Genomic DNA, 22,247 nt, shown 5'->3' with positions numbered 1-22,247 from the left:
CCACCGAAGGAGGTGAGAGAGCGTTACGTCAAAACCTGCAGGAAGTGAGAGAGCGTTGCGTGAAAACCTGCAGGAAGTGAGAGAGCGTTGCGTGAAAACCTGCAGGAAGTGCCAGAGCGTCGAAAGGGGGTTAGCGCTCCAGGTCGCCGCGGATGAAGGCTTCGACCTTTTCACGGGCGAGGTCGTCGTTGAACTGCTCCGGCGGCGACTTCATGAAGTAGCTTGAGGCGGAGAGCAACGGGCCGCCGATGCCGCGGTCCAGGCCGATCTTGGCGGCGCGGATGGCATCGATGATCACACCGGCGGAGTTGGGTGAGTCCCAGACCTCCAGCTTGTACTCGAGCGACACCGGCGCGTCACCGAAGTTGCGGCCTTCCAAGCGGACGAAGGCCCACTTGCGGTCATCCAGCCACTGGACGTAATCCGAAGGGCCGATGTGGACGTCGCGGGGCGCAATCTCGGCCTCGACGTTGGAGGTGACAGCCTGGGTCTTGGAGATCTTCTTGGACTCGAGGCGGTCGCGCTCCAGCATGTTCTTGAAGTCCATGTTGCCGCCGACGTTCAGCTGGTACGTGCGGTCCAGCGTGACACCGCGGTCTTCGAAAAGCTTGGCCATGACGCGGTGCGTGATGGTGGCGCCGATCTGGGACTTGATGTCGTCGCCCACGATCGGGACACCGGCGGCAGTGAACTTGTCGGCCCAGGTCTTGGTGCCGGCGAGGAACACGGGAAGCGCGTTGACGAAGGCCACGCCGGCGTCGATCGCTGCCTGGGCGTAGAACTCGGCGGCTTCCTGCGAGCCAACGGGCAGGTAGCAGACCATGACGTCGACCTTCGCTTCGCGGAGGGCAGCGACAACGTCAACGGGCTCTTCGGTGGACTGCTCGATGGTCTCGAGGTAGTACTTGCCGAGTCCGTCCAGGGTGTGGCCGCGCTGTACGGTGACGCCGGTGGGCGGTACTTCGGCGATCTTGATGGTGTTGTTTTCGCTGGCGAGGATGGCATCTGCGAGGTCAACGCCGACCTTCTTGCCATCAACGTCGAACGCGGCAACGAACTGGACATCGTTGACGTGGTACTTGCCGAACTCCACGTGCATCAGGCCGGGGATCGTGGCCTGGGGATCGGCGTCACGGTAGTACTGCACACCCTGGACCAGCGAGGCGGCGCAGTTACCCACACCAACGATTGCAACACGAATCGGATTTGAAGACACGGAACTCCTTTGAAGACAACTTCAGCCATCCCGGCAAGGCGTACTGGAAAGTACGACGGCGGACGGCAGGCAGAGCGCCATTCGGCGCCCTTTTCATCTTACCCAACTGCGCAGGGGCCGGGAATGTTCCCGGCCCCTGCGCCCTTGTGTGACTCGCTGCCTACTTCTGCTTCCAGAGGTTGATGTCCGATTCAACCGCGAATTCGTCGATGGCGTGCAGTTCCCCGGGCGTGAAGTCGAGGTTGTTGATAGCGGTCAGGGTGTCTTCCAACTGACGCACGCTGGACGCGCCAACCAGTGCGGAGGTCACCGATGAGCCCTTGCTTTGCTCACGGAGAATCCAGGCTACGGCCATCTGCGCGAGGGTCTGTCCACGGCCTTCGGCAATCTTGTGGAGTCCGCGGACCCTTTCGAGGTTCTCGCCGGCGATCAGGCCTTCGTCCAGGGATTTGTTCTGGGCTGCCCGCGAATCGGACGGCACGCCATTGATGTAGCGGTCCGTGAGCATTCCCTGAGCCAGCGGGGAGAAGGCGATGGAGCCTGCGCCCACCTGGTCCAGGGCCTCGTAGAGGTTGGGCGTGCCGTTCTCGGTCCAGCGGTTCAGCATGGAATAGCTGGGCTGGTGGATCAGCAGCGGCGTACCCAGTTCCTTCAGGATCCGGGCCGCTTCCAGGGTCTGCTCGGGAGTGTAGGACGAGATGCCTGCGTAGAGTGCCCGGCCCGAACGCACGGCCTGGTCCAGGGCGCCCATGGTCTCTTCCATGGGGGTTTCCGGGTCCGGGCGGTGGCTGTAGAAGATGTCCACGTAGTCCAGGCCCATCCGCGCCAGTGACTGGTCCAGGCTGGCCAGCAGGTACTTGCGGGAGCCAAAGTTCCCGTACGGCCCGGGCCACATGTCGTAGCCGGCCTTGCTGGAGATGATGAGTTCGTCGCGGTACGGCCTGAAGTCGTCCTTGAAGTGGCGGCCGAAGTTGGTTTCTGCGGCGCCGTAGGGCGGGCCGTAATTGTTGGCGAGGTCGAAGTGGGTGACGCCCAGATCGAAGGCGCGGCGCAGGATGGCCCGCTGTACTTCGAACGGCTTGTCGTCACCGAAGTTGTGCCACAGGCCAAGGGAAATGGCAGGGAGCTTCAGTCCGCTGCGGCCGACGCGGCGGTAGGGCATGGAGTCATAGCGGTTGTCCGCGGCTGAAAAAGTCATACGTTCCATCCTGCCACCTGTGACGCAGGCGACAGACCGCAGCTGGGATGGTTACGGCGGCGGAGCCGGAGCCGGCAAGGCGTTGACGACGCCGGCAATCGCCTGCTCGTATTGGGGCGCCTGCAGGTAGTCGCTGTGGCTGACCACCATGAACTGATAGGTGAAGGGATCCATTTCCTGGGCATAGGAGTCGGTCTCCACAGTCTCGGCACCTCCAGGGCCCCTGTAAAGCACAGGGAAGCCGAGGTAGTCCGTCTTGCGGTACAGGTTCACCCATCTGTTGGATCCGGCGCCGAGGATGTGGCTGAGGTTCTGGTAGGCCGGACCTGTGGGACCGCCGGCGTCCACACGGTCGTCGTCGGGGCTTCCCGCGGCGGTGAGCTTCGTCCTGGCGACGGGGGCGGTGGCAAGGACCGCCGGCCCAAATAGTTCGGGAAAGAAGCGGCCGAAGTACGATCTCAGCTGGGTCCCGTAGGTCAGCAGGCCGATCCGGTTGAAGGGCAGGTCCGGCCGCGTTGACTTCAGGTGGAACAGTGAGCTCACCGCGATCACCGCCCCCAGGCTGTGCGCCGAGATGGCCACCATGCCGCATTTAGCCGGCGGTGCGCCGTCGGTTCCGTCGAGCCAGGCGGCGATCCTGGCCGCAAATTCAGGGACCGCCCGCTCCCCGTAGCTCGGCGGACCGAACGGGTGGGCGGTCTTCGGCATGAAGCACATCAGGTCCCAGAGCAGGGCCAATGGCCGGGAATTGGGCCTGGCGGACAGCACGGCGAGGCCCAGGATGGTGGCGCCGGCTGCGGCGAGGCCCAGGACTCCCATGCTTTCGATGAACGTGAACAACAGGTCCGCCCCTCCCAAGCCCCACAGGTCCTTGACGGTGCCCAGGATTAGGGCAGTCAGCAGTCCCACAAAGATCAGGATGGCCAGCAGGGACACCCCGGCTTCCGCACGGTGGGCGAGGGAAGCGGTCCGCCTGGCAGCCACCAGTTTGAGGCCTGCCGCCTCCCGCTGGGGAAGGGGCGGCGGCGCACCGTACGCCGCCAGCAGTTCCGCCACTGCAGCTTCCGGGGTGTTCCAGTCCATCCTCCGCACGGCGAGCAGCGAACAGATCCCCCACGCGATGGCGCCGGCCAGGATCACCACGAGCAGCAGTCCGCTGAAGAGGGTGAAGACCGACGGTGGGAACAGGACATCGCCCACGATGGGGCCGAACCGCCACATACCGTCGTCGGTGGAACTTCGGCGCTCGAAGTTCCGTTGCAAAACGGTGGCCGCACCGCCAACAATGGCGCAGCTGAGGATGGTGGCAGCCCCCAGCGCCAGCGTCGAGAAGACCGCGGACCCTTTGCCCCGCCAGCCAAGCGTGCGCTTGTCATAGTTATCCCGGCTCAGGAGGCTCATGCTGAGGATCACCGCGAGCATCACCAGCATGAGCGCGGCCGGGGTGCTCCCCAGTCCCAGCAGGCGGGCCGCTCCGCCGACGCCACACTCATAGCCGGCGGTGCACGGAAGGACGGCTGCCACCACGGCCAGAAGGGCAGCGGCACAGGACCCGACGCCGATCTGCAGCATCCACGGCGGGCCATCGTGGGATGGCATGTCCGGGTTGTCCGACGACTTCCGGACCGTCTCTACCCCGGCGCCAACCACTGTGCCGGCTGCGATCAGCCACGCGACCGCCAGCACGTAACCGGAGGGGTCGATCCGGCCGGGATCCAGCTGTGGCAGGCACTGGGTCAAGAAGGTGGCCGGGCTTCCGCAGGTCACGCCGTCCACCCGTGACCAGAATCCGTCCCACGAAATGATGGCGGCAATCGCTGCGAGCGCCGCCCAGACGTGGAGGAACCCGTTGTAGCGGATCTCTTTCCGGGCCTCCCACAGGTTCCGGACCATCAGGGTGGGGAGCACCGGAATGGCCGGGACGCCCGTCGTGGGTAAACCGGGCGCGCCGGCTTGGAGACTCGGCCGGGGATGGAACCGGGTCCGTGCCAGGTACGCGATGGCGGCAAGGATGCCCACCGCCAGGATGGGCAGGACGGCGAACAGCGCAACGCGCTGGCCACGGGTCCAGCCCGCCAGCCCGTCCAGGAAGGACGGCAAGGCAGCGCAGACCCGCCCGGACTGGCCTTCAATATCCGGCGGGAAACACTGGACCGCGATCAGGTCCATGGAGACCACGGCAACCGTCGCCACGAAGTACAGGGTCAGAACCAGCGAGAACAGCCTGATCCGGCCTGCCCCGTCGTGCCCGCGCCGCGATCCGTCGGCGTAATCCACCCGGGGCACCGCCAGCGCTGTCACTGGGTCAGTGGCCGCCTGCTGCTGCATCACCGGGAGTGGCCGGCTCCAGTACGCGGCGTTGGTAAGGCCAAAAGGCATGAGCAGAAACCACGCGGTCCGGACTGCGGCGTCGGCAATCCTTCCGGCCACTCCGACACCTGTGAACCGTGCCAGGCGGCCCCACGAGTACGCTTCCACCACGCGGTCACGGCCACCGTCAGACTCGGGTAGCTTCGCCCGGTAGAAACCCGCCAGCTCATCGCCCCAGGAAAGCTCGACGTCCTCAGGTTGGAGGGACCGGTTGCCGGAACGGAGGAGTTCATGGGGCGGAGTGTTCCGGATGCCGTGGATCCGCAGTTCCAGCGTGGCAGGAACTTCCGACGCGTTATCGACATGGTCACCCATGACGGCCTCCATCGCCCGTACACCACCGAGCCGTCCATCACGGCTGGTCAGTACGCGCATAGTACGCCCGGGCAACTCCAGTGTCTACGTTAACTCGGGGTGACTCCAGCCCCAGCAGTCAGAACCGCCCCACTGTGCGCGGCGAGTACGAATGAATCGCCGTCCAGCAATGAATCGTCGTCCGTCGAGAGCAGTAGTGTGCCCGGCACGGACGGCAGGCGCACGGCCTCCGCCGAGAAGTTCAGCAGCACCTCCACCGATCCGCGCCGGAACCGCAGCCAGCCGGCATCGTCGTCGAACGTTACATCAGTGTCCGCAAATCCGAGGCCCGCCAATTCCGGGTACGTGCGCCGCAAAGCGGTCAGCGAGCGGTACAGCGACAGGAGCCGTGCATGGTCACCGGTGGTGGACTCGTCCCAGTTCAGTTTGGAGCGCCGGAAGGTTTCCGGGTCCTGCGGATCGGGGACGACGGCGGGATCCCACCCCATCCGTTCGAACTCGCGGATCCTGCCCTCCGCCGTCGCCTTGCCCAGCTCGGGTTCCGGGTGCGAGGTGAAGAACTGCCACGGCGTGGAGGCCCCGAATTCCTCACCCATGAACAGCATGGGCGTGAACGGCGATGTCAGGGTCAGCACGGCGGTGACAGCCAGCGGGCCGTACGGCAGGGACTGCGAGAGCCTGTCACCGATGGCGCGGTTGCCGATCTGGTCGTGGTTCTGGCTGCACACCACCAGGGCCTCGGGGTGGACCAGCGAGGTGTTGATGGGCCGGCCGTGGTGGCGCCCGCGGAAGCTGGAGTAGCTGCCGTCATGCAGGAAGCCGTCTTTGAGGACCTTGGCCAGGACCCCGAGCGACGCGAAGTCGCCGTAATACCCTTCCGTCTCGCCGCTCACGTTGACGTGGACGGCGTGGTGGAAGTCGTCGCTCCACTGGCCGGCGAGGCCGTAGCCGTTGCTGTCCCGCGGATAGACCAGCCGCGGATTGTTCAGGTCCGATTCGGCGATGAGGGTCTTGGGGAGCCCGGTTTCGGCGGCGATGGCGTCACCCAATGCGCCGAGGTCCTCCAGGAGATGGACGGCCCGCTCGTCCTTCAGGGCGTGAACGGCATCCAGGCGCAGGCCGTCCACGTGGTAATCGCGCAGCCAGAGCGCGGCGTTGTCCAGGATGTATTCCCGGACGACGTCGGACCCCGGGCCGTCAAGGTTGACGGAGTCGCCCCACGTGTTGGCGTCGCCCTGTTTCAGGTACGGGCCAAACCGGGACAGATAGTTGCCGCTGGGTCCCAGGTGGTTGTAGACCACGTCCTGGATGACTCCGATGCCGGCCGCGTGGGCCGCGTCCACAAAGCGCTGATACGCGGCCGGGCCGCCGTAGCCCTCGTGGACCGCAAACCACTGGACGCCGTCGTAGCCCCAGTTGTGGGTGCCGTTGAACCCGTTGACCGGCAGCAGCTCGACAAAATCGACGCCGAGCTCTGCCAGGTAGCCCAGCTTTCCGGCCGCCGCATCCAGGGTTCCGTCGGGGGTGAAGGTGCCCAGGTGGAGTTCGTAAATGACCGCACCGCGCAGTTCCTTGCCACGCCAGCCGGAGTCTTGCCACGCATAGGAGGCGGGATCGTAGGTGCGGGACAGGGCATGGACGCCGTCGGGGACCCGGCGGGAGCGGGGGTCCGGCAGCGGGTGCGGATCGCCGTCAAGCAGATAACCGTAATCAACGTCCGCGTCCGCCGGCGCGTCCGGGGCGGACCACCAGCCGTCCGCTCCGGGAGCTGCCGGCGTCCGGACCATCGGGTACTGCCGGCCGCTGGCGAGCAGCGTGACGTCCGAGGCGTTCGGCGCCCAGACGTCGAACCGGCCGGAACCGTTGTGGGTCAGGCTCACGTGGTTGCTCCGTTCACGGGCACCAGCAGCGCCACGGGGTAAGGCTGGAGGACGTCGGCCACGGGCACAGGCCCCGGTCCGTAGGTCCGCCCGGTGAGTTCGTCCCGGAAAGCGGTGGAAAGTTCGACGGCGGTGTCCCGCCAGCCGCCCGACCGTTCCAGTCCGAGGGGAAGCCGGGTTGCGAGCGTCACGGCGCCCGTTCCGCCGGCAGCTCCCCGGCTGAAGGCCACCAGGTGACCGGCCGCGGCGCCCGACGCCGTCAGAGGCTGGTAGCCCTGGAAGAGCTCGGGCCGGTCCCGGCGTAGGCGCAGGGCACGGGAGGTTACCAGCAGTTTGGTGGCCTCGTCCCGGAAGTCCGGAGGCAGCACGCCCTGATCCAGTCCGGCCAGGGCGGACTCGCGGGCGTCGAAGTCGAACGGCCGGCGGTTGTCCGGATCGGTCAGGGACCGGTCCCAGAATTCGGTGCCCTGGTAGACGTCCGGAACCCCCGGCATTGTCAGCTGGAGCATCTTCAGCGCCAGGGAGTTAGCGGCACCATACGGCGAAACCGCGTCCACAAAGTCCACCACAAGAGAGTTCACGGCCGGGTTATCGAATGCCGCGTCCACGGCCTTCATCACGGCGGCTTCGAACTCTTCGTCCGGATCGGTCCAGGTGGTGGAGTTGCCGGCCTCCCGGGCAGCTTTTTCGGCGTAGCCGCGGAGCCGCTCACGGCTGGCAGGCCAGGCTCCAACGACGGCCTGCCAGAGCAGCGTGGAGAACGGTCCGTCCGGAAGCGGGGCTGCGTCGCGGAGCGCGTTCAGCGTGCCTGTCCATTCCGGAACGCACTCGGCGATGACCGAGATCCGCGCCCGGGCGTCCTCGCTGCGTTTGGTGTCATGGGTGCTCAGCGTGGTCATGGACAGCGGAATGTCAGCCTGGCGTTTCTGCATCCGCCGGTGGAATTCCTCCACGGACAGCGAGAACTCCACCGGATCCGCGCCAACCTCGGTGAGGGTTCCCAGCCGGGTGTAGCGGTAGAACGCCGTGTCCTCCACGCCCTTGGCCATGACCATTCCGGAGGTCTGCTGGAACCGCCGGCCCAGCTCGGTCTCGGGCTTGAGCAGTAGCGGCAGCAGAACGTCCACCGTGTCGGAAAGATCGGGCCTGGACCCGGACGCCGCCGCGCACGCTTCGCGCAGGATGTCTTCACCCGTGGGCAGGTAGGTACGGTAGACCGGGAACGCCGCAATGATCTGGGCGATGGCGTCCGCCGCCGCGTCCTCGGTGAGGCCGGCGTCTGCGGGGACCAGCCGTGCCAGGCGCAGGACCTCGGCACGGAGGATCCCGTCCGCGATGGCGCGTTTGGTGCCCAGGATCATCGCCGCATAGTCAGCCGGTTCGGTGGTGCCGCGCAGCTCCGCGTCCAGTGCGTTCAGCGGCGCCTCGCCTGCGGGGTCCACCAGCACACGGTCCAGGTCCGCCAAAGCGTCGTAGCCGGTGGTCCCCTCGCAGTCGAACTCGGCGGGGAGTTCCTCCCCCGGTTCCAGGATCTTCTCCACCAGGACGTAGGCTCCGCCGCTGATCTCCTTGAGCCAGTGCAGGTACCCTTCAGGATCGGCCAGGCCATCGGGGTGGTCCACGCGCAGGCCATCCACCAGCCCCTCGCCGAACCAGCGCTTCACTTCCGCGTGCGCCTCGTCAAAGACCCTGCGGTCCTCAACTCGGATCCCCGCGAGCGTGCTGACGGCGAAGAACCGCCGGTAGTTCAGCTCGCTGTCCGCACGGCGCCAGGAGACCAGCTCGTAGTGCTGGCGGCTATGCACGGCCTGCGGTGAGTCGCCGTCCGAAGAGGAGCCTGTGGCCAGCGGGAAGCGGTGGTCGTAGTAGTGCAGTTCCCCGTCCTTGACCTCCAGCTTGTCCAGGTCCTCGTCCGAACCCAGCACGGGCAGCCGGATGCGGCCCCCGCCGAAGTCCCAGTCGACGTCGAACGCGTCAGCGTACGGCGAACCCTGCCCGTCGCGAAGCAGCGACCACCACCACGGGTTCTGCGCCGGCGACGCCACGCCCACGTGGTTGGGCACGATGTCCACCAGCACGCCCATGCCATGCTCGCGGGCGGCGTTGGACAGCGCGAGCAGGCCCTCAGGCCCGCCGCGCTCCGGGTCCACGGCAGAGGGGTCCGTGACGTCGTAGCCGTGATCGGACCCCTGCTCCGCCGTCAGGATGGGTGAAAGGTACACCCAGTCCGCCCCCAGCGACTTCAGGTATGGAACCCTTGCGGCAGCGTCAAAGAGTGTGAAGCTGCTGCGGATCTGGAGCCGGTACGTGGAGGCGGGGACCCTCACTTCTCAGCGTCCTTCTTCTGGCGTTGCCCCACTTTGGTGGTCTTCCCGGGTTCGGGCACCATGGGCGCGCTCAGTGACTCCGTTTCGCTGGTGGTGGTCTGGGTAAGTGCAGCCAGCGACGCAGCCACGGAGTGATCCGGTTCAACATCAGGAACGCTGTGGGCACGGAGCACCACCAGGGACTTTGCGTCCACGGGCAGGGCCTCGCCGGCCTTGACCGGTTCGGTATCGGCGTTGTGGCCGGCGGTATCGATGATGATGTCCCAGGCGGGCGCGTACTCGTCCGAAGGCAGGGTGAAGTTCACCATGTCGTCGTGGGCGTTGAAGTACATCATGAAGTTAACGTCGGTGATCCGGCGCCCGCGGCTGTCCTTGCCCTGGATGCCGTCACCGTTGAGGAACACACCCACGGACCGGCCGAAGCCGCTGTCCCAGGCATCCGGCTTCATGGTCTCGCCGTCGGGGTCCAGCCATACGATGTCCGGCAGCCGCTCGCCCTCTCCTCGCAGCACCGGCCGTCCGTCGAAGAACCGGCTCCGGCGGAAGGTGGGGTGCTTGGCGCGGAGCGCGTTGACCGCGGCGGTGAACTCCACCAGGGGCTGGTCGATGTTCTCCCAGTTGATCCAGGTCAGCTCCGAGTCCTGGCAGTAGCCGTTGTTGTTGCCCAGCTGGGTGCGGCCCATTTCGTCGCCGTGCAGGAGCATGGGGACGCCCTGGGACAGCAGCAGGGATGCGATGAAGTTCCGCTGCTGGCGGGCACGCAGGCCAAGGACTACGGGATCGTCGGTGGGGCCTTCCACCCCGCAGTTCCAGGACCGGTTGTGGGATTCGCCGTCGTTGTTGCCTTCGCCGTTGGCGTCGTTGTGCTTCTCGTTGTAGGACACCAAGTCCGCCAGGGTGAAGCCGTCGTGGGCGGTGACGAAGTTGATCGACGCCACGGGGCGGCGGCCGGAGTGCTCGTACAGGTCTGCCGAGCCGGTGATGCGGGACGCGAATTCGCCCAGCGTTGCCGGTTCGCCGCGCCAGAAGTCACGGACGGTATCGCGGTACTTGCCGTTCCACTCAGTCCACTGCGGCGGGAAGTTGCCCACCTGGTAGCCGCCGGGGCCAACGTCCCACGGCTCGGCGATCAGCTTGACCTGGGACACAACCGGGTCCTGCTGAATGAGCTCGAAGAACGTGGACAGCTTGTCCACATCGTAGAACTCGCGGGCCAGGGCGGAGGCGAGGTCAAACCGGAAACCGTCCACGTGCATCTCGGTGACCCAGTACCGGAGCGAGTCCATGAGCAGCTGCAGGGAGTGCGGCTGACGGACGTTAAGCGAGTTGCCCGTTCCGGTGTAGTCCATGTAATGCTTCTGGTCCCCCTCCATCAGCCGGTAGTAGGAGGAGTTGTCGATGCCCTTGAAGGACAGGGTGGGGCCGAGGTGGTTGCCTTCGGCGGTGTGGTTGTAGACCACGTCCAGGATCACTTCGATGCCGGCCCGGTGCAGCGAGCGGACCATGGCTTTGAAGTCCTGGACCTGCTGGCCGGTGTCGCCGGTGGAGCTGTAGGTGTTCTGCGGCGCGAAGAAGCCGATGGTGTTGTAGCCCCAGTAGTTGTTCAGGCCCTGGTCCTGCAGCGTGCCGTCGTTGACGAACTGGTGCACGGGCATCAGTTCGATGGCCGTGACGCCCAGCTTCTGAAGGTGCGAGATGACCGACGGGTGTGCCACGCCGGCGTAGGTGCCGCGCTGCTCTTCAGGGACTTCCGGGTGGAGCGCGGTGAGGCCCTTGACGTGGGCCTCGTAGATAACCGACTTGTGGTACGGGACGCGGAGGCTGTGGTCGCCGTCCCAGTCGAAGAACGGGTTGATGACCACACCCATCATCATGTGGGAAGCGGAGTCCTCGTTGTTGACGGAGTCAGGCTCGCCCAGGTTGTAGGAGAACAACGACGGGTCCCAGTCCACCTGCCCGTGCACTGCTTTGGCGTACGGGTCCAGGAGGAGCTTGTTCGGGTTGAACCGGTTGCCGGATGCCGGATCGTAGGGACCGTGGACGCGGTAGCCGTACTTCTGGCCGGGCTGGACCTGCGGGATGTAGCCGTGCCACACGTAGCCGTCCACTTCGTCGAGCGGGAACCGGGTCTCCACGCCGGCGTCGTCAAAGAGGCACAGTTCCACCTTCTCGGCGTGCTCGCTGAACAGCGCGAAGTTGGTGCCGGTTCCGTCAAAGGTGGCTCCAAGCGGATAAGCCGATCCGGGCCAGATTTCCATATGTGCTCCTCATTGTTGTTCAACGGCAGGCATGGAGGCATAACCTCCCCTGCCGGTTCAGGGCTTGAACCTACCGTAGCGGGTGGGTGTGACTATTACGTTTCAGCACCAACTGTTTACTAAGCATGCTGATATTACTCCAGACCTCTGGTATGGCGTCCCCAATCCTCCCCGCGCTCAGCGGTCCGCCGGAGGACGCGGCTGTCCCGGCAAGACCGTGAATGCTGGCGCCCAGGGCGGCAATCGCCGCCCAGCGCTCATCCGGATCGATGCCCGCATCACGGAAGCGCCCGACGTCGGACCCCAGTTGTGCGAGCAGCGCACCGATGATCCCCGCCAGGACGTCCCCGCTGCCGGCGGTGGCCAGCCACGGCGTGCCGTCAGCCTGGCTGTAGAAGTCCTGGAAGGGTGAAGCGATCAGGGTGGTGGCCCCCTTTAGCAGCACGGTGGCTTCCGTCTGCACCGCGGCGTGCCGGACCCAGGCCAGGGTGGCGGCCTCCACTGCCGGGCGGTCGGGGGCGGGATCGAAGTCCGGGCTGTCCGGGGGCGAGCCGAGGCGCTGCAGGAGCGACGCCAGTTCGCCGGCGTGCGGGGTCAGCACCACCTGCGGGGCCAGGACGTCGGGCAGGGCCGGGATCGCTCCGGCGTCCGCGATCACGGGCAGTCCCGTATCCACTGCGTCGCGGGCGCGCTGGAGCTGTTCAGTGTCGCCGGGGCCCATTCCTGAGCCCACCAGCCATGCCTGGACACGGTTCTCTGCCACGGTACCTGTGCTGCAGACCACCTCGGGGCAGGAGCGGCGCACCAGGTCAGCAACTTCAGGCGGTCCCAGGTAGCGGACCATGCCCACGCCTGCAGCCAGTGCGCCACGGCAGGCCAGCACCGCTGCCCCCGGATAGTCAGCGGATCCTGCGACGACGCCCAGGACGCCGCGCGAATACTTGTGCGAGCGCCGCCCGGGTTGTGGGAGGAGCCGGGCAAGGTCCAGCGGCTCGAGCCGGCGCAGGGCGGGCCACGGCAATTCAGCTTCGATACCGATGGGCACCACCCTGACGCGGCCCGCATGGTCGGCGCCCGGGTCCGCCAGGAGCCCCACCTTGGCCGCGCCGAAGGTCACGGTAAGGTCCGCGGACAATACCGGCTCATGGGCAACACCGGTGTCGGCATCAACCCCGCTGGGGATGTCGCACGCCACCACCATCCCGGGCCGGCCGGAAGTCTGCCGCTGCGCAGAGAGTGCGGTCATCAAGGACGCAGCCGGTCCCCGCAGACCGCCTTGGGCACCCGTCCCCAGGACAGCATCAATCACGACGTCGGCACGCGCCACCTCGGCCGCCAGCTCGGTGGCGTTGGAGCCGGTGAGGTGGTGTACCCGCCCGCCGGCGCGCTCAAAGGCAGTCAAAGCCTCGGGGTGGGCTGCGTCCCCGGTGAGTACCGCCGTCGTACGCATTCCCCTGGCTGCCAGGAAGGACGCGGCGAAGAGGCCGTCTCCCCCGTTGTTTCCTTTGCCGGTGAGGACGGCCACGCTGGCGCCGTACGTGCGCCTGCCCCGGGCCTGCAGCTCGCGGACCACCGCGTTGGCGAGGCCGTGGGAGGCGCGCTGCATCAGGACAGCGCCCATGCCGGTGGCCAGGAGCGGCTTTTCGGCCGCCCTGACCTGGGTTCCGGTGTAGGCGCTGATCATGTCAGGTCCGTCGGTGGCTCCGGGGAGTTACGCGTGGTGGGCTCAGCCTTCGGCCAGGACGGTGGCCGTGGCGATCCCGCCGTCGTGGCTGATGGACAGGTGCCAGCGCTTGACGCCTTTTGATTCGGCTACTGCCAGGACCGTTCCTTTAATCTGGACGGTGGGGCCGTTCTGGTCCAGGCCGATCCAGCAGTCCTGCCAGTTCATGCCGGCCGGCGCGCCGAGGACCTTGGCCACCGCTTCCTTGGCAGCGAACCGAGCGGCCAGCGAACGCATGTTCAACTCGCGTTCCGCGGGCACGAACAACCGGTCCCGGAGCCCGGGGGTCCGCTCAAGCTGGCGGCCGAACCGCTCGATGTCTACAACGTCTACGCCAATGCCAACAATCATGGCGCTATTCTACGGTGACGCTTTGAAACTGCGGCGCACAGCGCGCTGCGTGAGTGGTCGCTGAATGAAACAGGGAAGCCCCGGGCCTGAGGCACGGGGCTTCCCTGTGCAGCGATTCAGCCCAGTGAGGCCGGCTACCGCTACTCTACGGTGACGCTCTTGGCGAGGTTGCGCGGCTGGTCCACGTCGTAGCCCTTGGCCGAGGCGAGGGCCAGGGCGAAGATCTGCAGCGGGACAGTGCTCAGCAGCGGAGCCAGCAGGGTGGGGGTCTCCGGGATGTAGAAGACGTGCTCGGCGTAGGCCTTGACCGCTTCGTCGCCCTCTTCGGCGATTACGATGGTCTTGGCTCCGCGGGCCCGGACTTCCTGGATGTTGGAGACGATCTTGGCGTGCAGCGAGTCCCGGCCGCGGGGTGAAGGGACCACCACGAAGACGGGCTGGCCTTCCTCGATCAGGGCGATCGGGCCGTGCTTGAGTTCACCGGCGGCAAAGCCCTCGGCGTGGATATAGGCGAGCTCCTTGAGCTTGAGCGCGCCCTCCATGGCCACAGGGAAGCCGACGTGGCGGCCCAGGAACAGCACGGACTTGGCGTCCTTCATGGACACGCCGAGTTCCTTGATCTGGTCCTCGTTGTCAAGGATCTTCTGGATCTTGGCGGGAATCTTGTTCAGGTCCGCCAGGATGTCCTTGATCTCGCCCTGGAAAATGTTGCCGCGCAGCTGTGCCAGGTAGAGGCCCAGCAGGTAGGCGGCGGTGATCTGCGCCAGGAACGCCTTGGTGGAGGCAACGGCGATCTCCGGGCCGGCGTGCGTGTAGAGCACGGCGTCGGATTCACGCGGGATGGTAGAGCCGTTGGTGTTGCAGATCGAGACGGTCTTGGCGCCCTGTTCCTTGGCGTAGCGGACGGCCATCAGGGTGTCCATGGTCTCGCCGGACTGCGAGATCGAAACGATCAGCGTGTTCTCATCGACGATCGGGTCGCGGTAGCGGAACTCGTGGGAGAGCTCCACCTCGGTGGCGATCCGGCACCAGCGCTCGATGGCGTACTTGGCCACCTGCCCGGCGTACGCGGACGTGCCGCAGGCGAGCACGATGATCTTGTCGACGTGCTTGAGCAGTTCCGGGTCAATCCGGAGCTCGTCGAGGGTCAGCTTGCCGTTGACGTCGGAGCGGCCCAGCAGGGTCTGCAGCACGGCGTCGGGCTGGTCATGGATTTCCTTCTCCATGAAGGACGGGAAGCCGCCCTTTTCAGCCGATTCCGGATCCCAGTCAACGTGGTATTCCTTGCCCTCGGCCGGGGCGCCGAAGAAGTCAGTGATCTCCACGGTGTCCGCGGTGATGGTGACGATCTGGTCCTGGCCCAGCTCCACGGCGCGGCGGGTGTAGTCAATGAACCCCGAGACGTCGGAGCCGAGGAAGTTCTCGCCCTCGCCCAAGCCCACCACCAACGGTGAGTTCCGGCGGGCAGCAACCACAACATCGGGCTGGTCGGCATGCACGGCGAGCAGGGTGAACGCACCCTCAAGGCGCTGGCAGGCGAGCTGCATGGCAGTGGTCAGACCGCCGTCGGACACATCACCGTTCAGTTTGGTGCGGAAGATATCGCCGAGCAGCACGGCTGCAACCTCGGTGTCCGTCTCGGACGCGAAGGTGTAGCCCTTTTCGACGAGCTCCAGCTTGAGCTCGGCGAAGTTCTCGATGATGCCGTTGTGGATCAGCGCGAGCTTACCGCCGTCAGCCAGGTGCGGGTGCGCGTTCTGGTCCGTGGGGCCGCCGTGCGTGGCCCAGCGGGTGTGCCCGATCCCGGTAAGGGTTTCCGGCAGCGGATGCGCTTCCAGTTCGGCCAGCAGGTTGCTCAGCTTCCCTGACTTCTTCCGGGATTCGATGGCACCGTGGGAGACCACCGCTACGCCCGCGGAGTCGTAACCCCGGTATTCCAGGCGGCGCAGTCCCTCAAGGACAACATCCAAAGCACTGTGACCGGCATTGACACGGCCATCAGCGTGGCCCACATATCCAACGATTCCACACATGGGTTCCAGCTTATCGGCAGCCGGGTTGAGATCTAAACTGCGTGCGCCCCATTTCGCTCTCAGCCACGGGCGGGGCAGAATCTCTATAGTGACTGTGCAACGCAACGAAGCGAACGGCGAGGGCGTCTCCCCGTTCGTGGAGCTGGACCGGCAAACCTGGTCCCGCCTGGCTGCCCAGATGGAGCAGCCCCTTAACGAAGAGGACATCGTCCGCCTCCGTGGCCTCGGCGATCCCCTGGACATGAAGGAGATCCGCGAGGTCTACCTCCCGCTGTCCCGGCTCCTGCACCTCTACGTCGAAGCCGCAGGTCAGCTCCATTCGGCCACCACCACGTTCCTGGGCGAGCAGACCCAGCGCACACCCTTTGTCATCGGCGTTGCAGGGTCAGTTGCGGTGGGCAAGTCCACCATTGCCCGGGTGCTCCGGGAGATGCTGCGGCGCTGGCCCGGCACCCCCAACGTTGAGCTGATCACCACAGACGGTTTCCTCTATCCCCTGGCCGAACTGAAGCGCCGGCAGCTGCTGGAACGCAAGGGTTTCCCGGAGTCCTATGACCGGCGTGCCCTGCTGCGTTTTGTGAGCGAAATCAAAGGCGGCGCTGAAGAGGTCCGGGCGCCCTGGTACTCGCACGTCACGTACGACATCGTTCCGGACAAGGAAGTGGTGGTCCGCCGCCCGGACGTGCTGATCGTGGAGGGCCTGAACGTGCTGGCTCCCGCGCGTCCCCGCCACGACGGCCGGCAGGGGCTGGCGTTGAGCGATTTCTTCGACTTCTCCATCTACGTGGACGCCAAGACCTCCTACATCGAGGAGTGGTACGTGGAGCGGTTCCGCAAGCTCCAGAGCACCGCGTTCGCGCAGCCGGAGTCCTACTTCCACCGTTACGCCACGCTGTCCCCCACCGAGGCCGAGCGCACCGCCCGGGACATCTGGAAGCGCATCAACGAGCCCAACCTGGAGGAGAACGTCCTCCCCACCCGGGGCCGCGCCCAGCTGGTGCTGACCAAGGACGTGGACCACTCCATCCGCCGCATGCTTCTGCGGAAGGTTTAACACGCATGTGCCACGACTGTGTGGCGGGCCTTGGTCCCTCCGCGGCCAGCCGCCGCTCGTTCGCCAGGTTCCTCGCGGCGGGGGCCGGGCTGACTGTGCTGGCAGCGTGCACGCCTCCGGAGGCTCCGGCGGTGGCGCCGTCGTCGTCCTCCCCTTCCGGCTCCGCTTCCGTGGCTTCCGCGTCGCCCTCCCCTTCTCCGGTTGCGGTGGAAAGCACGACGGCGGCAGTTGAGCCGCCGGCACCGGCCCCGGCATCGCCGTCGGCAGCATTGCCGCGGCAGTTCTCGCTGACGGACCCGGCCAGTCCCTGGCTGGTGGTCAACAAACACCGGCCGCTGGTTCCTGCGGACTACGTTCCGGCGGACCTGGTCCAGCCCAACGTCCAGTTGGCCGTGTCAGGCGAGGCGGCCCTCCTGAACAGCACAACGGCGGCTGCCGCGGAAGCGATGTTCGCCGCCGCCGCACGGGACGGCGTGGTCATGACCCTGGCCAGCGGCTACCGGTCCTACGGCACACAGGTGGCCACCTACAACGGCTACGTGGCTGCGCGCGGCCAGGCGGACGCCGACACCGCCAGCGCCCGCCCCGGTTACTCGGAGCACCAGACGGGGTGGGCCTTCGACATCGGCGACGGCGGCGGGGCGTGCGCCTTCCAGCCCTGCTTCGCCGACCAGCCTGCCGCGGTATGGGCGAAAGCGAACAGCCACCGCTTCGGCTTCGTGGTGCGGTACCCGTGGATGTTCCACCCGATCACCGGCTACTACTACGAGCCGTGGCACCTGCGGTTCATCGGCGTCGAGGCTGCCACGGACATGGCGAACCGGGGCATCAGCACGGTGGAGGAGTACTTCGGAGTGGAAGCGGCGCCGGGGTATCCGTGAGTGTCGGCGCTGCCCCCTATGATGCTTTTGTTGGCGGGTAAGTCCGGCCACAGAGCGGGGGGAAAATGTTTACGGTTGAGGACTATCCGGAGGGCAGCATTTATGGCGGGCGGCGGTGCATTGTTGATCATGACCGCCAGGCCCGGCTGCAACTGATCAATGGTTCCGCCCAGTCGGGTGGCGACCTTTTCCACCTGACCTGGCAGGACCGCTCCATCCCCATCGTGACGTTCAGCCGGAACGCCGTGGACCGCGAATCGGGCCAACAGCAGGTCCACATAAACATCAGGGCGCTTGGAGAGAGCCGATATGCGAAAAACAGCGAACTGAAGGCATCGACGCTGTCGGATGCGGACCGGTTCCTGGCCCGCCGGCTCGCCGCCGAGGCATTACTTGTTTTCGGGTCGTGGTTTGACGGATTGACCTTCCAGGATGGCCATTTTGTGGTCAAAGACAGCGTGGACGGTGACGACCTTTCATACACGCTCTCCTCGTTCGGCTACAGCGGTGCGTCCAGACCGCCCAATTACCATTCCCGGCTGGAATGGGCCGAGCAATCCATCTGCCGGCAAGCGGTCGAGGAAGCGTGGGGACTGGACGTCCCGGATGCTGTCTTTGTTGTCGCCTTGCACAACCGCAGGCGCGCCCTGCTTGCCCACAACAAACACATGAAGCTTTCACTCCGTGAGCTGTTCCCCACCATAGCGGCAGCTGAGTTGGAGGACCTCGAAACCCGCGCGGATCGCCTTGCCTCCGATGCTGCCCGCTACGGGCATGCCCACCTCGACGACGGCGAGAGCATTGAATCCATCGTGAACCGGATCGGTGTTGATGCCCCGGGCTTCTCGCGCGATACGTACCGCCGGACTCTCGCCTACGGAACTCTCATGATCCTGGGCAACAGGGACGTCGAGAGGCAGCGCCGGGAAAAACTTATCGAATCCGCCCGGTCCGCAAATCTCCTCGACGGCGTGTTCGCACTTCTGTACTACAACTGGCGCTATTCAAAGTCGCAGTTCCTGGGAGCCGTCCCCATCCACGAAACACTCGGCGACCTCCACTCCCGCGAAGACCTGGACGATGCCATAGCCAGGGCTGGCAGGCTCATTCAGGCCGGTGGCCGGTACGCGTGGACGCCTGCGGAAACAGACCAACAGGTGGAGCGGCTGACGGCTGACCATCCCGGCTTCAGTCTCCGCTGCGTGCACGACGCCCTCGGCTGGGGCTACCAGCGGAACCGGTGACGCGGCCTCTCTGAGCCCGGACGATTAGTACGTACCCGTAGTTCCCGACACGCTCACAGTATTTACGGGCCCGTCATGTCCGGCTCACGTTGCTGCATTAGCGTGGATTCCATGCTGACCGGATTCAAGAATTTCATTATGAAGGGCAATGTCGTAGACCTTGCCGTCGCCGTTGTGATGGGTGCCGCCTTCGGTGCGGTCGTGACCTCAATCGTCGAGGGCCTGCTCACACCGCTGATCGGCCGTCTGTTCAGTGCCAAGGGCATTGAACAAATGCAGTGGGAGGGATTCATGTACGGATCCGTCATCTCCTCCATCATTTCCTTTGTGCTGGTGGGCGCCGCCATCTACTTCATCATCATTCTCCCGATGAACCACATGATCGAACGCCGCAACCGCCGGCTCGGGATCGACCCCGGCGTCAAGGAAGAGGCTGCGGAAGACCCGCAGATCGCCCTGCTCACCGAGATCCGCGACTCGCTGCAGAACCGTACGCTCTAGGTTCTTCCGGCATCAACCCAGTGTGGCCCGCTTCTTGACGGAGGCGGGCCACACTTTTTGGTCTTGATTCTTTTGGTGAACTGTTACTCGGTGACGAGTTCCAGAGCGAGTTCTGTGCGGACCACCTGGGCGAGCCGCCCGGCGATGGACTGGGCCGTGGCCTCGTCGGCCGCCTCGACCATGACCCTCACCACAGGTTCAGTGCCGGACGGGCGGAGGAGGACCCGTCCGGTTTCCCCTAGTTCGGATTCCGCTGCGCCCACGGCCTGAGCCAGGACGTCGGAATCGTGTACACGGGTGCGGTCCACGCCCTTGACGTTGATCAGGACCTGCGGAAGCTTGGTCATCACCGTTGCGAGCTGCTTGAGCGGACGCCCGGTCTTGGCTATCTGCGCGGCCAGCTGGAGGCCTGTGAGGACTCCGTCTCCGGTGGTGGCGTAGTCGGCAAAGATCACGTGGCCGGACTGCTCGCCGCCCAGGTTGAAGCCGCCGTCGCGCATGGCTTCCAAAACGTAGCGGTCCCCGACTGCCGTTTCACGGATGCTGATGCCCGCCTCGCGCAGGGCAATCTTCAGTCCAAGGTTGCTCATGACTGTCGCGACCAGCACGTCGTCGATCAGCTTGCCGGAGGCTTTGAGTGCAACGGCGAGGATGGCCATGATTTGGTCGCCGTCCACCACATTCCCCTCGTGGTCCACGGCGAGGCACCGGTCGGCATCGCCGTCGTGAGCGATGCCGAGGTCTGCTCCGTACTTGACCACGGCTTCCTTGAGGGGGCCCAGGTGGGTGGAGCCCACGCCCTCATTGATGTTGTGGCCGTCAGGGTCAGCACCAATAACGATGACCTCAGCGCCGGCGTCATTGAAGACCTGCGGTGAACAGCCACTGGCGGCACCGTGGGCGCAGTCCAGAACAACCTTGATCCCGTCGAGCCGGTGCGGAAGGGTACTCAGAAGATGGACGACATAGCGGTCCTCAGCGTCGGAGAACCGTTGGATGCGGCCTACCTCGGCGCCGACGGGGCGGAGGGGTTCGCTGCCCATCTGCGCCTCGATGGCATTCTCCACTTCGTCGGGGAGTTTCTGGCCACCACGGGCAAAGAACTTGATGCCGTTGTCCGGAGCAGGGTTGTGCGAGGCCGAGATCATGACCCCGAAGTCAGCATCCAGGTCGGCAACGAGATACGCCGCGGCAGGAGTCGGGAGGACACCGGCATCGTAGACATCTATGCCCGAGCTGGAGAGCCCTGCCTCAACGGCGGCAGCGATAAATTCCCCGCTCGCGCGGGGGTCACGCGCCACCACAGCGCGGGGCCTCGTGCCGTTCGTATTGCGGTCGTGACCCAGCACGACGGCGGCCGCCTGGGCCAGCTGCATCGCCAGTTCTGCCGTCAACAAGCCGTTAGCAAGACCCCGGACACCATCAGTTCCAAATAATCTAGGCACCGGTCAAGTCTAGAGGATGGGCGCTCGAGGACTTGAAACGACTGGTCAGGGATCTCTCTGGTACGGAGGTGCTGGTTCTTGCTGAGACTGAAGTGGCCAGCCCAGAGATTGGCCGTGCGCCCTTTTGCGAAGTGGCTCCCGGTCCACTTTTTTGACGTCACACATGTAATGTCTGGGGCTCCATACGAGTCAAGTTCTCAAGCAACGCTAGCGCCGGGAGGCTTCTCCTGCAATCGCGTAGCAACTGGGGCCGTGAAGGTCAGTGGGAACCCTCTACTATCGCCGGCGTCCATTGGCGGTTTGCCAGCTAGGACCGCAAGTTCACGACTCTATCGGCGAGCACGCGATCCGTGACGGCTTGGCCGGTCAACCTGGCGAGGCGGAGGCTCGACTTCTCTACCAAGCGAAAAAAGACCTCGGCGGCCAGAAATGACAGTGGGATCGCGATCGCGGCTACTTGCAACGCGTTTGCCCCGGGCATGGCAAGAGCTGCTGACACCAGAATCGGGTCGTGGACAAGGTAGAGGCTGAAGGACCGAGTTCCCAACCATCGGACCATCGAGTAGTTACCCAGATTGATTGCCGGTTTGCAGCATAGGAATGCAAGCAGCATAAGCGCGCCTCCGATTGTCGCAGTGGCAATCCCCATTGGAAACTGCGGGAACATCCAACGGGAACATAGCAGAACAATTGAGACCGCCAGCAGGCTGGCCCAGGCACAGCTCCTAAGATTCCTGCCCCATCTCACGAGCTCTTCCCGCCTGACCGCCATCAACACCCCGATTCCAAACATCGGCAGGAAGACTGGTATGGCAGCCGACACGAGGTTTCCCCATGCAATTAGCAAAAGGAGTACCACCAGACACGGCAGCCAAGCCCGCTGTATACGCACAGCCACCACCAAATACACCGGCACAAGCAACGAGAAAAGCATCTCCCACTGCAGGGACCACAGCGGCGAGTTTAGAGACCCTGCACCCCAAAGCAAGAAGCCATCTGCCAATATGTTCGGCGCAGCGTCATGCATGTTCACCCACGAACTGTATTCCGGGGTAGCTATCCGGGGAAATGCCAATCCCGCCACGAGCGCAAGAAGTAACGAAGCCCAGACGGGCAGATAAATCCTAACAATTCGCTTCGAAAAGTAGGCCGCCAAAATCGGCTGTGAATTGCCCAAGAACGGAAGAGCCAGAACGAAACCAGAAAGGATAAAGAAGAGGAAGACTGCCTCAGAGCCGGCCCAGATCAAGTGCAACGGCGTGACAACTGCCCACCAAACCCACGATCCAACTGGCCCAACCTCGCCCCCCTCCGCAGCTTCGGCGAGCTGAGGTGAGACCATGCAGCAATGGTGGACGAGCACAACCAAGGCAGCAAGGCCCCTCAACCCGTCGAGTGAGGTGTAGCGCGACGTCATGCCGATGCTGCTGGATTCCCCCATGCGCCTACAC

At 65.3% G+C, this 22,247-nt stretch carries 15 protein-coding genes; 4 read left to right on the top strand and 11 right to left on the bottom strand.

The window, feature by feature from the left end:
- Window positions 1-130: 130 nt before the first annotated feature.
- From AC1MCA_RS16375 to glmS, 9 genes are all read right to left on the bottom strand, one after another.
- Window positions 131-1,216, bottom strand: coding sequence for an inositol-3-phosphate synthase (locus AC1MCA_RS16375; protein ID WP_108597210.1), 1,086 nt, complete (start codon window positions 1,214-1,216; stop codon window positions 131-133).
- 160 nt (window positions 1,217-1,376) lie between these two features.
- Complete coding sequence (gene mgrA / locus AC1MCA_RS16370; protein ID WP_479799208.1) at window positions 1,377-2,414, bottom strand: L-glyceraldehyde 3-phosphate reductase; 1,038 nt, start codon at window positions 2,412-2,414, stop codon at window positions 1,377-1,379.
- Window positions 2,415-2,465: 51 nt separating this feature from the next.
- Complete coding sequence (locus AC1MCA_RS16365; protein ID WP_479799207.1) at window positions 2,466-5,099, bottom strand: hypothetical protein; 2,634 nt, start codon at window positions 5,097-5,099, stop codon at window positions 2,466-2,468.
- Window positions 5,100-5,188: 89 nt separating this feature from the next.
- Window positions 5,189-6,973 carry a malto-oligosyltrehalose trehalohydrolase gene (gene treZ, locus AC1MCA_RS16360; RefSeq protein WP_479803431.1) on the bottom strand — a complete coding sequence of 595 codons (1,785 nt, stop codon included), beginning with the start codon at window positions 6,971-6,973 and terminating at the stop codon, window positions 5,189-5,191.
- A 2-nt stretch (window positions 6,974-6,975) separates the two neighbouring features.
- Window positions 6,976-9,306 carry a malto-oligosyltrehalose synthase gene (treY, locus tag AC1MCA_RS16355; RefSeq protein ID WP_479799205.1) on the bottom strand — a complete coding sequence of 777 codons (2,331 nt, stop codon included), beginning with the start codon at window positions 9,304-9,306 and terminating at the stop codon, window positions 6,976-6,978.
- Complete coding sequence (gene glgX, locus AC1MCA_RS16350; protein WP_479799203.1) at window positions 9,303-11,564, bottom strand: glycogen debranching protein GlgX; 2,262 nt, start codon at window positions 11,562-11,564, stop codon at window positions 9,303-9,305. Before glgX ends, treY begins: the two co-directional genes overlap by 4 nt.
- 70 nt (window positions 11,565-11,634) lie before the next feature.
- Complete coding sequence (locus tag AC1MCA_RS16345) at window positions 11,635-13,248, bottom strand: NAD(P)H-hydrate epimerase (protein WP_479799201.1); 1,614 nt, start codon at window positions 13,246-13,248, stop codon at window positions 11,635-11,637.
- A gap of 42 nt (window positions 13,249-13,290) precedes the next feature.
- Window positions 13,291-13,638 carry a holo-ACP synthase gene (locus tag AC1MCA_RS16340; protein WP_108599777.1) on the bottom strand — a complete coding sequence of 116 codons (348 nt, stop codon included), beginning with the start codon at window positions 13,636-13,638 and terminating at the stop codon, window positions 13,291-13,293.
- A gap of 140 nt (window positions 13,639-13,778) precedes the next feature.
- Complete coding sequence (gene glmS / locus AC1MCA_RS16335; RefSeq protein WP_479799199.1) at window positions 13,779-15,671, bottom strand: glutamine--fructose-6-phosphate transaminase (isomerizing); 1,893 nt, start codon at window positions 15,669-15,671, stop codon at window positions 13,779-13,781.
- An 88-nt stretch (window positions 15,672-15,759) separates the two neighbouring features.
- Here glmS and coaA point away from each other — a divergent pair, with 88 nt between their 5' ends.
- The 4 genes from coaA (at window position 15,760) to mscL (ending at window position 19,351) form a co-directional block, all read left to right on the top strand.
- Window positions 15,760-16,725: a type I pantothenate kinase gene (gene coaA / locus AC1MCA_RS16330; protein ID WP_479799197.1), complete on the top strand. Its 966-nt coding sequence runs from the start codon at window positions 15,760-15,762 to the stop codon at window positions 16,723-16,725.
- Between the two features lie 5 nt (window positions 16,726-16,730).
- Window positions 16,731-17,606, top strand: coding sequence for a M15 family metallopeptidase (locus AC1MCA_RS16325; RefSeq protein ID WP_479799194.1), 876 nt, complete (start codon window positions 16,731-16,733; stop codon window positions 17,604-17,606).
- A gap of 65 nt (window positions 17,607-17,671) precedes the next feature.
- Window positions 17,672-18,850 carry a hypothetical protein gene (locus tag AC1MCA_RS16320; RefSeq protein ID WP_479799190.1) on the top strand — a complete coding sequence of 393 codons (1,179 nt, stop codon included), beginning with the start codon at window positions 17,672-17,674 and terminating at the stop codon, window positions 18,848-18,850.
- A 111-nt stretch (window positions 18,851-18,961) separates the two neighbouring features.
- Window positions 18,962-19,351 (top strand): large conductance mechanosensitive channel protein MscL, encoded by a 390-nt coding sequence (gene mscL / locus AC1MCA_RS16315; protein WP_479799188.1) that lies wholly within the window; start codon window positions 18,962-18,964, stop codon window positions 19,349-19,351.
- A gap of 83 nt (window positions 19,352-19,434) precedes the next feature.
- Here the strand turns inward: mscL and glmM are convergent, their stop codons facing one another.
- Both glmM and AC1MCA_RS16305 read right to left on the bottom strand, forming a co-directional pair.
- Window positions 19,435-20,796 carry a phosphoglucosamine mutase gene (gene glmM, locus AC1MCA_RS16310; RefSeq protein ID WP_479799186.1) on the bottom strand — a complete coding sequence of 454 codons (1,362 nt, stop codon included), beginning with the start codon at window positions 20,794-20,796 and terminating at the stop codon, window positions 19,435-19,437.
- 307 nt (window positions 20,797-21,103) lie between these two features.
- On the bottom strand, window positions 21,104-22,237 hold the full coding sequence (locus AC1MCA_RS16305; RefSeq protein WP_479799185.1) for an acyltransferase family protein: 1,134 nt from the start codon (window positions 22,235-22,237) through the stop codon (window positions 21,104-21,106).
- Window positions 22,238-22,247: the final 10 nt, after the last annotated feature.

This window comes from Arthrobacter sp. BK1, from assembly GCF_056680055.1.
Note: the sequence above shows the minus strand (reverse complement) of the source record. Positions and strands in the feature narration are given on the sequence as shown.

Excerpts from the sequence above, each read along its gene's own strand:
- AC1MCA_RS16365 (WP_479799207.1), bottom strand. The coding sequence starts at position 5,099 with ATGGGTGACCATGTCGATAACGCGTCGGAAGTTCCTGCCACGCTGGAA.
- mgrA (WP_479799208.1), bottom strand. The coding sequence starts at position 2,414 with ATGACTTTTTCAGCCGCGGACAACCGCTATGACTCCATGCCCTACCGC.
- AC1MCA_RS16345 (WP_479799201.1), bottom strand. The coding sequence starts at position 13,248 with ATGATCAGCGCCTACACCGGAACCCAGGTCAGGGCGGCCGAAAAGCCG.
- mscL (WP_479799188.1), top strand. The coding sequence starts at position 18,962 with ATGCTGACCGGATTCAAGAATTTCATTATGAAGGGCAATGTCGTAGAC.
- glgX (WP_479799203.1), bottom strand. The coding sequence starts at position 11,564 with ATGGAAATCTGGCCCGGATCGGCTTATCCGCTTGGAGCCACCTTTGAC.
- AC1MCA_RS16305 (WP_479799185.1), bottom strand. The coding sequence starts at position 22,237 with ATGGGGGAATCCAGCAGCATCGGCATGACGTCGCGCTACACCTCACTC.
- glmS (WP_479799199.1), bottom strand. The coding sequence starts at position 15,671 with ATGTGTGGAATCGTTGGATATGTGGGCCACGCTGATGGCCGTGTCAAT.
- AC1MCA_RS16320 (WP_479799190.1), top strand. The coding sequence starts at position 17,672 with ATGTTTACGGTTGAGGACTATCCGGAGGGCAGCATTTATGGCGGGCGG.
- AC1MCA_RS16325 (WP_479799194.1), top strand. The coding sequence starts at position 16,731 with ATGTGCCACGACTGTGTGGCGGGCCTTGGTCCCTCCGCGGCCAGCCGC.
- AC1MCA_RS16340 (WP_108599777.1), bottom strand. The coding sequence starts at position 13,638 with ATGATTGTTGGCATTGGCGTAGACGTTGTAGACATCGAGCGGTTCGGC.